Annotated in this window: 12 protein-coding genes and 3 pseudogenes; 6 read left to right on the top strand and 9 right to left on the bottom strand. The window is 36.5% G+C overall.

What is annotated here, in order from left to right; all coding sequences use genetic code 11:
* Positions 1 to 205: 205 nt before the first annotated feature.
* Positions 206 to 1,174, top strand: a complete 969-nt coding sequence (trpS, locus tag HX13_RS02350) for a tryptophan--tRNA ligase (RefSeq protein WP_050019758.1) — start codon at positions 206 to 208, stop codon at positions 1,172 to 1,174.
* An 88-nt stretch (positions 1,175 to 1,262) separates the two neighbouring features.
* On the opposite strand, the gene HX13_RS02355 is transcribed toward trpS, so the two are convergent.
* The 8 genes and pseudogenes from HX13_RS02355 to HX13_RS02395 all read right to left on the bottom strand — a co-directional run bounded on the left by HX13_RS02355 (position 1,263) and on the right by HX13_RS02395 (position 9,233).
* Positions 1,263 to 2,546: a sensor histidine kinase gene (locus HX13_RS02355; RefSeq protein WP_050019759.1), complete on the bottom strand. Its 1,284-nt coding sequence runs from the start codon at positions 2,544 to 2,546 to the stop codon at positions 1,263 to 1,265.
* Positions 2,546 to 3,217, bottom strand: coding sequence for a response regulator transcription factor (locus HX13_RS02360; RefSeq protein ID WP_050019760.1), 672 nt, complete (start codon positions 3,215 to 3,217; stop codon positions 2,546 to 2,548). Before HX13_RS02360 ends, HX13_RS02355 begins: the two co-directional genes overlap by 1 nt.
* 429 nt (positions 3,218 to 3,646) lie before the next feature.
* Positions 3,647 to 4,096: a PepSY-like domain-containing protein gene (locus HX13_RS02370; RefSeq protein ID WP_050019762.1), complete on the bottom strand. Its 450-nt coding sequence runs from the start codon at positions 4,094 to 4,096 to the stop codon at positions 3,647 to 3,649.
* Positions 4,097 to 4,510: 414 nt separating this feature from the next.
* A complete protein-coding gene (locus HX13_RS02375) occupies positions 4,511 to 5,206 on the bottom strand; it encodes a YjjG family noncanonical pyrimidine nucleotidase (protein WP_050019763.1) in 696 nt (231 codons plus the stop codon).
* Between the two features lie 204 nt (positions 5,207 to 5,410).
* A complete protein-coding gene (locus tag HX13_RS02380; RefSeq protein ID WP_050019764.1) occupies positions 5,411 to 6,001 on the bottom strand; it encodes an RNA polymerase sigma factor in 591 nt (196 codons plus the stop codon).
* 191 nt (positions 6,002 to 6,192) lie between these two features.
* Positions 6,193 to 6,684, bottom strand: a complete 492-nt coding sequence (locus HX13_RS02385; protein ID WP_128572162.1) for a hypothetical protein — start codon at positions 6,682 to 6,684, stop codon at positions 6,193 to 6,195.
* An 82-nt stretch (positions 6,685 to 6,766) separates the two neighbouring features.
* Positions 6,767 to 8,048: pseudogene (gene metK, locus HX13_RS02390) on the bottom strand (methionine adenosyltransferase).
* Positions 8,049 to 8,282: 234 nt separating this feature from the next.
* Positions 8,283 to 9,233 (bottom strand): LysR substrate-binding domain-containing protein, encoded by a 951-nt coding sequence (locus HX13_RS02395; protein ID WP_050019765.1) that lies wholly within the window; start codon positions 9,231 to 9,233, stop codon positions 8,283 to 8,285.
* 133 nt (positions 9,234 to 9,366) lie between these two features.
* Here HX13_RS02395 and HX13_RS02400 point away from each other — a divergent pair.
* The 5 genes and pseudogenes from HX13_RS02400 (at position 9,367) to HX13_RS02420 (ending at position 13,637) form a co-directional block, all read left to right on the top strand.
* Positions 9,367 to 10,856 (top strand): annotated as a pseudogene (locus tag HX13_RS02400) (catalase).
* A gap of 108 nt (positions 10,857 to 10,964) precedes the next feature.
* A pseudogene (locus HX13_RS02405) lies at positions 10,965 to 11,733 on the top strand (enoyl-CoA hydratase-related protein).
* 48 nt (positions 11,734 to 11,781) lie between these two features.
* Positions 11,782 to 12,225 (top strand): deoxycytidylate deaminase, encoded by a 444-nt coding sequence (locus HX13_RS02410; RefSeq protein ID WP_050019766.1) that lies wholly within the window; start codon positions 11,782 to 11,784, stop codon positions 12,223 to 12,225.
* Positions 12,212 to 13,126: a site-specific tyrosine recombinase XerD gene (gene xerD / locus HX13_RS02415; protein WP_050019767.1), complete on the top strand. Its 915-nt coding sequence runs from the start codon at positions 12,212 to 12,214 to the stop codon at positions 13,124 to 13,126. Before HX13_RS02410 ends, xerD begins: the two co-directional genes overlap by 14 nt.
* Positions 13,127 to 13,259: 133 nt before the next feature.
* A complete protein-coding gene (locus tag HX13_RS02420; RefSeq protein WP_238554970.1) occupies positions 13,260 to 13,637 on the top strand; it encodes an NUDIX hydrolase in 378 nt (125 codons plus the stop codon).
* A 128-nt stretch (positions 13,638 to 13,765) separates the two neighbouring features.
* On the opposite strand, the gene HX13_RS02425 is transcribed toward HX13_RS02420, so the two are convergent.
* Positions 13,766 to 14,224 carry a heme-binding domain-containing protein gene (locus tag HX13_RS02425; protein ID WP_050019768.1) on the bottom strand — a complete coding sequence of 153 codons (459 nt, stop codon included), beginning with the start codon at positions 14,222 to 14,224 and terminating at the stop codon, positions 13,766 to 13,768.
* Positions 14,225 to 14,228: the final 4 nt, after the last annotated feature.

The following is a 14,228-nucleotide window of genomic DNA, read 5'->3' on the forward strand; positions in this document are numbered from 1 at the left end:
ACAGATGTCCGGAAAAGATTGATCGTTTTTGCTATGTTTTAGCTAAAGCCAATGAAAAAGGTTCTGTATGATGAGGTGGAAAGCTCCCCCTATTGATGCAGCTATTGAAATTTAGTCCATAATCTTTTGATCTTTTCAATCATTATTACCATCAAACCTCGTAAATTTGCAATTCATTAATTTTTAAAATATAAATTGTAAACAAATGTCAAGAATTCTTACCGGCATTCAAGCCACCGGAACTCCCCATCTTGGAAATTTACTTGGGGCGATTATTCCTGCTATTGAATTATCCAAGCAGGAAGGAAATGAATCATTTTTATTTATTGCAAATCTTCACACTCTTACCCAGATTAAGGATGCGCAGACTTTAAGACAAAATACCTACGAAATTGCTGCGGCTTGGCTTGCTTGTGGGTTAGATACCGAAAAAACATATTTTTACAGACAAAGTGATATTCCTGAAACCTGTGAACTATCTTGGCATTTATCATGTTTTTTTCCTTATCAAAGATTAACATTGGCTCACTCATTTAAGGATAAGGCAGACCGTCTTCAGGATGTGAACGCCGGTTTGTTTACCTATCCTATTTTGATGGCTGCCGACATTTTATTGTATGACGCAGAGATTGTTCCTGTAGGAAAAGATCAGCTTCAGCACCTGGAATTTGCCAGGGATGTTGCCTCAAGATTCAACAATCAGATGGGAGAGATTCTTGTGCTGCCACAATCTGAGCTTCAGGAAGACACGAAGTATGTTCCGGGAACAGATGGCCAGAAAATGTCAAAATCAAGAGGGAATATCATCAATATTTTCTTACCGGAGAAAGAGCTTAAAAAACAGGTTATGAGTATTGAAACCGATTCCAGGTCTCTGGAAGAACCAAAAGATCCGGAAACAGACAAGGTGTTTGCTATTTATCAGCTGATTGCTACACCGGAGCAAACTGAGGAATTAAGGGCTAAATATCTTGCGGGGAACTTTGGATATGGTCATGCTAAAAAAGAATTGCTAGACCTTATCCTGGTACGTTTTGCTAAAGAAAGAGAGACGTTCGACTATTATATGAACAACCTTGACGAACTGGAAGCAAAACTACAGCAAGGCGCTGAAAAAACAAGACCTATTGCTCATGAAACTTTAAAAAGAGTAAGAACAAGCTTAGGGTTTTAATTCCAAGCTTCAGTTTCAACTATAAGAAATCGGCGGGCTCACTTCGTGAGCCCGCCGATCCTTTTAACACATTTATTTATTCTTACGTTCAGACTTTATTTTTTACCAAGATAAAATAGTGCATATTATCTTCAAACTCATAGGTAACATCCCAGCCGGGATATTGTCTGATAATCGTCTTAATGATAGATAATCCCAGACCGGTGGAACTATGATCAGTTCCCTGCTTGTAAAAACGATTGAAGATTTTGGATTTATCCAGGGGAGTTCCAGCTCCACTGTTTTGAAACGTGATTCTGTTATTTTCTATAATGATGTTTAAAGTTCCTTCTTCGTGATTATATTTAATGGCATTTTTCAGAAGATTGGAAAGCATAATATCGGCAAGATCCTGATTAAAATCGGCTTCGAAATGTCCCTGTTCAATAATACTGACATTTACTTTTTTAAAATCTATAAAATCCTCATAATTATGAACAAGCTTACTGATAAGGGCATTGAAATCGACGCCGGAGGTTTTATTGAACTGGCTGTTCTCTATTTTAGAAAGCATTAATAAAGATTTATTCAACCCTACCATTCTTCTCAGATCGTTCTTCACTTCAATCAGAAAGTTGAGATTTTTTTTGTCAAGATCATCATTCTGAATAAGGAGGTCTATCTTATTGATAACAATAGCCAATGGAGTCTGAAGTTCATGGGATGCATTTTCAATAAACTGTTTCTGCTGATAAAAAACCAATTCATTCCGGTCGATCATTTCATCAATTTCTATATTCAGTTCTTCAAATTCTTTGATGGGATACTCCTGCTTTTCCTGAGGGAAAGGAATTCCAAACTGGTATTTCTTCAGCTTTTCCAGAATTGAATAGAACGGACGCATCGCCTTATTAAGCAAATAAGCATTCACTCCCACAATACTTATGACAAGAAGAGTATAAAGTACAATCAGGGCGGTGGTCAGATCGTATATCAACTCATCTTCCTCCACGGTAGAAGTTCTTATAACAAGTCGCTGATGGTTCTTGTACTGGTCAATAAAATCAGCTTCAAGTACCCGGTAAGGCTGGTCCTTGTCATCATACTCCATATAGTACATTTTATTATAGAGTCTGCTTCTGTTTTTGTATTCTGCTGCCGTTATAGGATTAATTTTAAATTCATTAAATCCGAATTCGTTATTCTTCAGCAACTGCGGATTCAAATAAACCGCTTTGATAATCTGTATCTTCCTGTCTCTTAAGCCATCGTCTACATTATCATGTACTTCATCCAGGATATAGGCATAAAATAACCCTGCCCACACTGCAATAACCAGCAGGAGGATCATAATCAGGTATTTTATGGTAAAATATTTTAACGAAACTTTCATCAGACAAATTTATAACCTATTCCGTATACAGCCTGAAAGTCCGCTTCTGCATGAAGTGTTTTTAATTTTTTCCGCAGGTTCTTAATCTGGGAATAAATAAAATCCAGGCTATCCGCCTGATCGATGTAGTCCCCCCAGATCGCTTCTGCTAATGTTGTTTTCTGTAATGTTTTTTCAGGGTGAATAACAAAATAATACAGGAGATCATATTCTTTACGGTTAAGCACCAATTCTTCATCTCCTACCTTTACTTTCCGGATTTCCGGATCTATCACTATGTTCTTATATTGAATCGTATGCTCTCCATCCTGGTGATTTCTTCTGATAACAGACTTAATCCTTGCCATGAGTTCTGCAAGGTGAAAAGGCTTTGCGAGATAATCATCTGCACCAATCTCCAAACCGGTTACTTTATCATCTACCGAATCCTTGGCAGAAAGAATAATCACCGGGTCTTTCTTGTGCATTTTTTTAATTTCTTTCAGCAGATCTATTCCACTTCCATCGGGCAGCATTATATCCAGAAGAATGCAATCATATTCATAAGAAATAATCTTTTCCAAACCTGAATTGTAATTGTCTGCCTGTTCCACGATAAAATGCTCTGCTTCCAGAAATTTCCGTACAGTATCTCTTAATTCAGGTTCATCTTCTATTAGTAGGATCTTCATACTTGCTGCTTATTATCTGCTACATGGGCTAGCGTATATCAAATATATAAAAATAATGGATTTGTAAGAAAACCGGAGATTCAGGAAAATAGAATCAATAAGAGAGTAATGTGATAGACAATACACAAAAGGTCAATTATCAGTAAATAATCTCCGGTTTTGTTCTCCTGATATTCTTTCATAAGGCTATTAACTGCTTTTTACATAACGGCCGTTGGCGTCAAAAATAAGACACAGCCCATTCAGAAGATGGATTTTGTAGGCACTATATTTTTGCTCAATAGAATGAACTACACTGCATGGAAAATGTTTCGTCATGTAAGACACTATGCTTTTTCTAATCACATTTGAAGAATTCTTTCCATGAGCTCCAATTAAATTCCAGTTAACCATAATACTCAATTTATTGTTAAACATTAATCTTCAGAATTAGTCATCAATTCTTTTAAAGTTCCCGTTTCTGTCAAATTCGAGCTCCAATCCGTTAGAAAGATCCGCTTTATAAGACCATCTTTTCTTTTCAATTTTGGTAATATAGGTATTGGGGAAATTACGGGTGCTATAATTTTTAATAGATACGGGAATAAAGCCATAAGGCAGCTTCTGATGCTTCCCATCCGCTTCTTTCCAGTTTCCGTTACTATCAAATTCTATTTTCATTCCGTTACTCAGATACACCTTATATTCATCCACACCATAAATTTCTCTGTCTTCAATAGCGGATGTGACAGGTATTCCTTTAAAATGAGCAGACAGAAAGTTCTTGGCAGTTTTGGGCAACTGATTAGGATGTATTGCCCTGTCCTGTGCAGAAATCAATCCTCCTATTACCATAAAAAATAAAATAAATACCCCTGTGATTTTCTTTACATTTTTCATAATATTAAATTTTTATGTTATGATTATAAGGCAAAGTTCTGAATCAATTTGGGAAAGAATTGGGAATAACTTCATTTGCTAAAACGGATGTTTATATTTTTGAGATGAATGAATACATGATAGTGTATGTCGATAGGTTTTGGCTAAATCCGATGGATGGGTTATATTTTTTGTTTAAGCGGGCTAAAGCCCGCTATTGATGAAACCTAAAATTATTGTGTTTTTCAAGGACATGAGCATTGTCATATTGGATTAGACTAAAGACAAAGAAAATATAATATCATTTGAGTGGGCTAAAGCCCACCTAAATAATGTTGTATCATAACCCTAGCTGAGATTTAGAAATAATATCTCGATAATAAAAAACCAGTAAGAATTGCGGCTTACTGGTTTTCCATTGTATGGTATTGAATATTATAAGTATTCTTTAATCTGCTGAAGATGGGTGATGGCTTTTAAGCCTTCTTCTTTTCTCCCTTCTTTATAAACATCGAAAAAAATAGCTTCCATTCCGAAGTCTCTTGCTCCCATGGCATCAGCAATCCAGTCATCCCCAATCAGGATGCTTTCTTCCTTTTTTGCTTCAGAAAGACTCAAAGAATATTCAAAAATTCTTGGGTTAGGTTTTCTTACTCCAATAGAATCTGCACTGGTAATGGTTTCAAAATAAGGGGCAATTCCGGATAAGGTACACTTTCTTTCTGTTACTTCCTGGAAACCATTGGAAATAATATGTAACGTATAATTCTTTGCCTTTAAATATTCAAGGACATCTTCTGCACCTTCTACCAGTTCGTTATAGCCGACAATATTATCAAGGAAATTTTCTTCAAAATAATGAGCCAGCTCTTTATCTTCTACACCGAAATGTCTGAATGCATCATAAAAACGGTGTTCTCTCAAATACTCTTTACCTATAATTCCATCTCTGATTTTTTCCCACAAATCTTCATTAATCTCATGGTAAACAGCATGAAATTCTTCAAAGTCAATACTATACTTCGAAGTAATTTCCTGTTTTTCAAATAAATCCTTGATGGTCAGATAGGCATTTTTGCGATGATCCCAGAGCGTATTGTCCAGATCAAAAAATATGTGCTGCATCTTCATACAGCACAAAGTTAATCATTTTAATTTTTCGAAACAGGATAATTCTTGCTCCTGGATTTTACAATTTCCAGGCTTTTAGAAAAATTAAGTAAAAAATCAATGGTTTGTTTCTTAGGTTTCAAAGTTTTCACTTTTAAGGAGTCATTTTTTTTTCATAAGCGAAGTATGTTTTCCTTAAAAACGTGAAATTTTACTAAATATTATCTATCTGGTTAATATTATATTGTTTTCATCCATGATTTTTCTCAGGTTTATCAGTGCATATCTTACTCTCCCCAATGTTGTATTAATACTCATATCCGTATGATCTGCAATTTCTTTAAAACTCAGTCCGTCAAAAAACCTTAATTTGATTACTTCCTGCTGATTCAATGGAAGGAATTGCAGCATTTTTAATAAGTCTTCCTGAATCTGGTTAGACACAAGCTGGTCTTCAATATTTTCAGAAGGCTCCCTGATTAGATCAAAAATAGAATACTCATCCGTTTCAAAAGTGGTTTCTGAAACTTTGATATTTTTAGATTTGGCTCTGAAATGGTCGATAATTAAATTGTGAGCGATTCTCTTAGCCCACAGAATAAATTTGCCTTCTTCGTTATAGCGTCCTTCTTTCAGCATTACAATAATCTTCATGAATGTATCCTGAAAAATATCGTTGGCTAAATCTTCATCATTAATTTTGTAAAAAATGAATGTAAACAATTCTCTCTGATGGCGATGAATAAGGGCTGATAAAGCCTCTTCCCTTCCTTTCTGGTAAAGCGAAATTAGTAAACTATCCGATTTTGATTCCATAACTCTTCTCAATATAAATTTGCAGACAGGTATTCCTCCAGATTGTCATCTGGTCTTTGCTGTAAATACAAAACAGTTTTAGAGTAAAGTCTCTTCAATAGGCAGTACAATTATATTATGGTGTAAATATAATAATTTTTTAATAACTGTTAAGCAAATATTAATTTTTCATAGAAAAAAATAAAAAAAAATCACTTAAACATGTCATGAATAAAGACTGTAGGGATATTTAATGTAAAATTAATATTCAGCCCTTTCATTTCCTTACCATTCAACCGGGTGTCTCCGATAGGAAAAGCATAGCCACCCGTAAGATCTAATAAACCAAATAAGGTAACTCCTATTTTCGGTGCAATATATTTATTAGTACCTTCTGCCCCCGCTAAAAAGTAAAAAGAATGATAAAAATCCACATCCTTCTGAAAATTCAGCAAGACATCGGCCTGTATTTTTGGCATAATGGCAAATTTTGAATCTACGCCTCCCATCATAGCAGAACCTCCCAGCCTGTAAATCACATCATCATTTTTAAGGAAAAGCAATTTACCGCCCACTTCGCCAAAACTCTGATTCTGATAAGTATACCCCACACTGATCATTTTATGCATAGTATATTGTGCTTTTACCAGTGTACCCATAATAAGCACGGACAGGATAGCGATTGCAATTCTAAAATTCATCATCTTTCAATTATTAAGCTGTAAAATTAAAAAAAAACTGCCTTATCCAAAGATAAAGCAGTCTATTTATTCTGTAAAGAAAAAATTAAATACCAAAAGCAGCTTTAATTTCTTCTACTTTGTCTAGTTTTTCCCAGGTAAAGAATTCAAGATCCTTCAGGGTAAGTTCATTTTTCTGACCTTTATTGAAGGTCTTATCAGCAATATAATGCTCTTTACCCATGTGGCCGTAAGAAGCCGTTTCCTGGTAAATAGGATTTCTCAGCTTCAGGTTCTGTTCGATAGCATAAGGTCTCAGATCGAATATTGTAGAAACCTTTTTAGCGATATCTCCATCATGAAGATCCACTTTTGCTGTTCCATAAGTATTGATGTATAAACCACATGGTTCAGCAACCCCGATGGCATAAGAAACCTGTACCAACACTTCATCTGCAACTCCTGCAGCAACTAAATTTTTAGCAATATGTCTTGTCGCATAAGCCGCACTTCTGTCTACTTTGGAAGGATCTTTTCCTGAGAATGCACCACCACCGTGAGCCCCTTTACCTCCATACGTATCCACGATAATCTTTCTGCCTGTAAGGCCGGTATCTCCGTGAGGACCTCCGATGACGAATTTACCCGTCGGATTGATATGATATTTAATCTGATCGTTAAATAATGCCTTAATTTCTTCTGTTTGTTGTGCAACTACTCTGGGAACAAGGATATTTTTTGATATCCTCACGGATTTTATTCAGCATTTCTTCTTCTGTCCCGAAATCATCATGCTGCGTAGAAACTACAATAGAATCGATTCTGATAGGCTTATGATCATCAGAATACTCAATGGTTACCTGGCTTTTCGCATCAGGACGCAAATAGGTAATTTCCTTATTTTCTCTCCTGATAGCAGAAAGTTCCTTAAGGATCGTATGGGCAAGATCTAAAGCAAGAGGCATATAATTCGCCGTCTCGTTAGTTGCATATCCGAACATCATTCCCTGATCACCTGCACCCTGCGCATTTGCTTTTGCTTCAAAGGACTCATCATTTACCGCCCTGTCAACACCCTGGTTGATATCAGGAGACTGCTCATGAATAGCAGAAATTACCCCACAAGAATCTCCATTGAACATATATTCTCCTTTAGTATATCCGATCCCGTTGATTACTTCCCTGGCAATCGTCTGTACGTCAAGATAGGCATCAGACTTCACCTCTCCGGCCAATACAACCTGTCCCGTTGTTACAAGCGTTTCACATGCTACTTTTGAGCTTTTATCATAGGCCAAAAAATGGTCGATTAATGCATCTGAGATTTGATCGGCAATTTTATCCGGATGTCCTTCTGAAACTGATTCAGACGTAAATAAATAAGACATATTATTCTTTGTTTTTTAGATTAAAAATATTGACGAAGAAAAATAAGAATAAAAATTGCCCAGAAAAAAGAATACTGTTTTAGCATTTTTTTATAGAGGTTGCAATCAGGTCAAATTTTTCCTCGTTGTAAACGTCAGCAAATTTAAGCACTATTTTCGTAATACTCAAAAAATTTGTTTACTAATTATAAATTTCTTTAAATTAATGATTTATATCACTTTAAAGCCTTTTAATTACTGTGGCTTTATGCTTACAAATTCTTTCGGACTTTCGTGATAATTCAGCTTAAGTTCCAATGAAGTTTTGATGGAATGTGATAATTCATCAATAATTTTTTGTTTAAAAGTAGGCTTATAATAAATAATACTGATCTCTCTGTACGGGAAAGGTTTTTTGAACCTGAACACATTTTTCTTCTGTTCTTCTGAAAGCTGGCTTAAAGCCAGTTCCGGCAGTATACTGATTCCTCCTACTTTATCTACCATATGCACCAGGGTCTGGATATTGGAAGCTAAAAAGTCCAGGTTTTTAGGTTTCAGTGTATTTTCTTTCAGATGGCAGATGTTTTCAAACTGGTTTCTAAGGCAGTTACCCTCTTCCAGTAACCATACTTTTTCTACGTTCAGTTCTTCCGGGATAATGTAAGAGTTCTTTTTGTTGGCTTCCGTATTGGAGCTGTAGATCATCAGTTCTTCATTGAACAGGAAGTCCTGATAAAACTCGTCAGCAGTATCATAAGGTGTTGAGATAATTCCCGCGTCCAGTTCTCCGGCTTTTAACGCCTTAATAATATTATCCGTTGTCATTTCTTTTACATTCATCTGGATCTTCGGGTTGTCTTCAAGGAATTTAAAGATTTCCGTAGGCAGGATAAAAGAAGAAACAGTAGGAATGATTCCCAGATTGATTGTACCTCCTAAAATATTATTCAAAAGGTTTGCTTTATTTTTCAGCTCATTGACAGATTCTATGATTACTTTCGCCTGATCAATAATCTGAAGTCCTACATCCGTGGTACGGATCGGGTGTGTAGTCCGGTCAAAAACCTTCACATCCAATTCATCCTCAAATTTCTGTATCATGGCACTTAAGGTAGGCTGGGTAATGAAGCAGGCCTGGGCTGCTTTTCCAAAATGTTTATACTTATCAACGGCGATAAGATACTCCAGTTGCTGAATGTTCATTTGATTAATATTATCTATTACAAAGATATGATGTTTTTGCTATTAGCAATTAAAAATTCAAGTAAATTTGATATTCACTACCTTTACACATCGATTTAGAAAGTAAAAAAACAATTATTCAAATCATCAATATATGGATTCTAAAAAATTAACGTTAAGTAACGGCACGCCTTATTTTGAACATCAGGATTCACAGACAGTAGGACCAAGAGGCCCGGTATTGCTGCAAGACTTTGTTCTTCAGGAAAACCTTGCCCATTTCGTTAGGGAAAGAATTCCTGAAAGAATTGTTCATGCCAAAGGAAGCGGCGCTTACGGCACCTTTACTGTAACACATGACATCAGCCAATATACAAAAGCAAAACTGTTTTCAAAAGTAGGAAATTCATGCAGGATGTTTGCCCGCTTCTCTACCGTTGGAGGCGAAAAGGGAAGTGCAGATACGGCAAGAGATCCTAGAGGGTTTGCTTTGAAATTTTATACAGAAGACGGAAACTGGGATCTTGTGGGAAATAATACACCCGTGTTTTTTATTAAAGACGCCAAAAAATTTCCGGATTTTATTCATACACAAAAAAGAGTACCTAAAACCAATTTAAAAAGCGCCACAATGATGTGGGACTTCTGGAGCTTAAATCCCGAATCACTACATCAGGTCCTTATTTTAATGTCAGACCGGGGAACTCCTTATGGATATAGACATATGCATGGGTTTGGTTCCCATACTTTCTCTATGATTAATGAGAAAAATGAAAGGGTATGGGTAAAATTCCATTTTAAAACGAAGCAGGGAATAAAAAAACTTCTCCGATGAAGAAGCCGTAAAAATGGCAGGAGAAAATCCGGATTTCGCACAGGAGGACCTTTGCAATGCCATTGAAAATGGTGATTTCCCAAAATGGACCATGTATATCCAGGTAATGACTGAAGAGCAGGCCAAAGATTTCAGATGGAATCCTTTTGACGTGACTAAAGTCTGGTTTCATGATGATTTCCCTTTGATCGAAGTAGGAGAAATGGAACTTAATGAAGTTCCTGTTAACTATTTTGCACACGTTGAACAATCTACCTTTTCGCCAAGCAGCCTGATCAATGGAATCAGTTTTTCTCCGGATAAAATGTTGCAGGGAAGATTATTTTCTTATCCTGATGCGCACCGTTACAGAGTGGGAGTCAATTCGCATCAGCTTGAGGTGAACCGATGTCCTTTTGCCGTCAACAATTACCAGAGGGACGGATATATGGCAGATTCCAGCCAATACCAGGACAAGCCTAATTATTTCCCTAACAGCTTTGATGATATCCAGCCTGATCCATCCTACAAGAGTTATGAATATGAACTAGATAGCGCCCATGTTGCCCATTACAACAGGAATGAAAATGACAGCGATCATTATACCCAGCCTGGTCTCCTTTACTCAAAAGCCATGAATGCAGAAGACAGGGATCATCTTGTCAAAAATATTGTAGGAAGTATGAAAGGAATCACCGGGCCAAAAAAGGATGAGATCATCAACCGCCAGCTATGCCACTTTTTTTAGGGCAAATATTGAACTTGGCATGAAAGTGGCTTCTCAACTAAATGTTAATATTGATGCAAATATGATGAATCATTCCAAATAATCATATTGAATAATAAATTTTAAAAAAAGGAAAAAAAAATAAATATTTTTTCCTTTTTTTTGCAAAAAAATTCATAATTTGCGAGGGATGATATTTTAAAGTGGAAAAATGAGTTACGAAAATATATTATTAAAAAAGGAAGATAATTTATCTATCATTACAATAAATAGACCTGAGAGTTTAAATGCTTTGAATGCAAAAACTATTCAGGAAATCAGTTCAGTACTGGATGAGCTTGATTCTGATCTGTCTTGTAGGGTTATTATTCTTACAGGAAGTGGAGAAAAGTCTTTTGTAGCAGGTGCTGATATCAAAGAATTCAGTGATTTTGGACAGGAGAGAGCTGAAGAATTAGCCAGAAATGGACAAAACATCCTGTTCAATAAAATTGAAAATATGTCAAAGCCTGTCATTGCAGCCGTAAACGGTTTTGCATTGGGAGGCGGTTTGGAGCTTGCTATGGCATGCCACATCAGATATGCATCGGAAAAACGCCCGATTGGGGCTTCCTGAAGTAACCTTGGGATTGATTCCCGGATACGGAGGAACCCAGAGGCTTCCAAAACTTGTCGGAAAAGGTATTGCCAACGAAATGATCTTCTCGGCTAAAATGATCCCTGCCCAAAAAGCAAAAGAGATCGGACTGGTGAATGAAGTATACCCTATTGAAGAATTATTAACCAAAACGAAAGAATTAGCGAGTACTATTGCCCACAATTCACCCATGGCAATATCTAAGGCGATAAGCGCCGTGAATCTATCGGACACAGAAAAAGGCTTTGAAACTGAAATCAGATATTTCGGAGAGCTTTTTGAAATGGACGATAAGAAAGAAGGAGTGACTGCTTTCCTTGAGAAAAGAAAGCCGAACTTCTAACTTTCAAGACTTTTAATCCAAATTATTTCGAAAAACTAATGCTGCGGTATGAATAAGTTTGATAAAGCTTATCTAAAAATGGCCCAGGAATGGGCAAAACTCTCCTACTGTAAGAGAAAACAGGTAGGAGCTCTTATCGTAAAAGATAGGATGATTATTTCAGATGGTTACAACGGAACTCCTTCGGGATTTGAAAACTGCTGTGAAGATGAAGAGGGAAAAACGCACTGGTATGTATTGCACGCCGAAGCCAATGCCATATTGAAACTGGCTGCTTCTACCCAATCTGCAAAGGGAGCAACGTTGTATTTAACGCTGTCGCCCTGCAAAGAATGTAGCAAGCTGATTCTGCAGGCAGGAATTGCAAGACTGGTGTATATCAATGAGTATTCGGACGACGATGGTATATCGTTCCTGAGAAACCATAACATTGAAATAGAACAAATATCGGACTGTGAACTAAAAAAAATAAGCACAAATGACTTGGGATGAAAAGATCAAAGATTTTGAAATATTTCTTCGTTTCGAAAGAAATTTTTCAGAAAATACTCTCGACGCTTATGTTCGGGACATTAAAAAGTTAAAAGATTACGCAGAAGAAGATCTGGCAAACGTCGGCCCAGATACTATCGGCTACGAAAACCTGCAGGAATACATTTTCAATCTGTCTAAACAGAAATTCAGCGAGAGATCTCAGGCACGATGGATATCTTCCATAAAAGCCTTCTTTAAGTTTCTGCTTGAAGATGAATTTCGGGAAGACAACCCTGCAGCGTTACTTGAAGGCCCTAAATTGGGGCTATACCTACCGGACACCTTAAGCCTTCCGGACATCAACAGAATTATTGCTGCTATTGAAGTCAATACCGATTTAGGAAAAAGAAACCATTGTATCATTGAGGTACTGTATGGATGCGGGCTTCGCGTTTCCGAATTGATTGACCTGAAAATATCAAATATCAATTTTAAGGAACAATACATTAAAGTGCACGGAAAGGGAAATAAAACCCGTTTCGTTCCTTTGGCTGATTATACAGCAGAATTATTGGACAGTTATATCAAGGAAGTACGTTCTAAAGGAAAAATCAATAAGAAATATGAAGACACCCTGTTTTTAAACAGCCGTGGAACATCTATGTCCCGGGTAATTGTATTTCTTATTATCAAAGAACTTACAGATAAAGCCGGGGTAAACAAAAAAATTTCTCCACACACCTTCAGGCATTCTTTTGCAACGCATTTGCTGCAAAACGGTGCAGATCTGCGCTACATCCAGGAGATGCTGGGACATTCCAGCATTACCACTACGGAAATCTATACGCATTTGAAAACAGAAGAATTAAGGGATGTTATTTTAAGTTATCACCCGAGAAATATTAATATTACTCAATGAAATTATTGAAATATTGCCCAAGCTGCGGCAAAGAATCTTTACATTGGGACGGCGAAAAAAAAATGGAGCTGTCCCAATTGTGGTTTTACACTTTATAATAATGTTGCAGGCGCTGTAGCGGTTGTGATCAGATGTGGAGACGAAGTTTATCTTACCAGGAGAAACAGAGATCCTAAAAAAAGGAAAACTTGATCTGGCCGGAGGATTCGTTGATCCTAAAGAAAGTGCAGAAGAAACCTGTAAAAGAGAACTTTTTGAAGAGCTTCAGCTGGACATTGATATTTCAAACCTGAAATACCTTACAAGCCTTCCAAACGTGTATCAGTATAAAGAAATTGATTATAATACAATTGATCTTTTTTATGAGTATAATGTTTCGGAAAAGTTTGAGGTAAATCTTGAAACTTCGGAAATTTCAGATGCAGTATGGATTCCTTTACAGGAACTTAACCTGGAAGATATTGCTTTCGATTCCCAGAAGAAATTTTTTGAAGGTTATAAAAAGAAATAGATTCTCCTATCTGGTATATGCTCTCGCAGATTCTGCAGTCCGGCAGTTGATTATGATTTATAACCTGCTTGATTTGCAAAATCTGCGAGATTTTTTTTTTATTAAAAACAGCTTTAAAATTCTCAGTATTAATAAGTCTTTGACTTCAGCATTCCTTCAAAATACTGAACCAGCAATGATCTTTCCGCTTCAGAAAGATTAGCTTCTTTATGATAAACAATATAGCCCGGCATCGGCATTGTCTTACCCTGGATCGTCTGAACAGATTTAGTAAGCATATTGGCCTTTAAATCTTTGTTATAAGTTTCCCACACAGAGAAATTAAGATGTTCCCTTCCTTCATTGACGTGACTTTTCACAGACCAGGATATTGGAGCAATAAAGGCATACTTGGGATATACCGTTTCATTGGAATGACAGTCGTAACAAGCATTTTTCAGCAATGTTTTAATCTTCTCCGGGGATTTCTTAGCATCAACAAAATTAACAGTATGATCTACCGGTTTATTAATCCTGTCTATAGGAACAAATTGAATCAAGGCAAAACCTACCAATATCCAAAAAATCACTTTTTTTACCGTCTTCATGAGC

This window comes from Chryseobacterium sp. P1-3, assembly GCF_000738495.1.
GTDB lineage: Bacteria > Bacteroidota > Bacteroidia > Flavobacteriales > Weeksellaceae > Chryseobacterium > Chryseobacterium gallinarum.

Excerpts from the sequence above, each read along its gene's own strand:
- trpS (WP_050019758.1), top strand. The coding sequence starts at position 206 with ATGTCAAGAATTCTTACCGGCATTCAAGCCACCGGAACTCCCCATCTT.
- HX13_RS02355 (WP_050019759.1), bottom strand. The coding sequence starts at position 2,546 with ATGAAAGTTTCGTTAAAATATTTTACCATAAAATACCTGATTATGATC.
- HX13_RS02360 (WP_050019760.1), bottom strand. The coding sequence starts at position 3,217 with ATGAAGATCCTACTAATAGAAGATGAACCTGAATTAAGAGATACTGTA.
- HX13_RS02370 (WP_050019762.1), bottom strand. The coding sequence starts at position 4,096 with ATGAAAAATGTAAAGAAAATCACAGGGGTATTTATTTTATTTTTTATG.
- HX13_RS02375 (WP_050019763.1), bottom strand. The coding sequence starts at position 5,206 with ATGAAGATGCAGCACATATTTTTTGATCTGGACAATACGCTCTGGGAT.
- HX13_RS02380 (WP_050019764.1), bottom strand. The coding sequence starts at position 6,001 with ATGGAATCAAAATCGGATAGTTTACTAATTTCGCTTTACCAGAAAGGA.
- HX13_RS02385 (WP_128572162.1), bottom strand. The coding sequence starts at position 6,684 with ATGATGAATTTTAGAATTGCAATCGCTATCCTGTCCGTGCTTATTATG.
- HX13_RS02395 (WP_050019765.1), bottom strand. The coding sequence starts at position 9,233 with ATGAACATTCAGCAACTGGAGTATCTTATCGCCGTTGATAAGTATAAA.
- HX13_RS02410 (WP_050019766.1), top strand. The coding sequence starts at position 11,782 with ATGAATAAGTTTGATAAAGCTTATCTAAAAATGGCCCAGGAATGGGCA.
- xerD (WP_050019767.1), top strand. The coding sequence starts at position 12,212 with ATGACTTGGGATGAAAAGATCAAAGATTTTGAAATATTTCTTCGTTTC.
- HX13_RS02425 (WP_050019768.1), bottom strand. The coding sequence starts at position 14,224 with ATGAAGACGGTAAAAAAAGTGATTTTTTGGATATTGGTAGGTTTTGCC.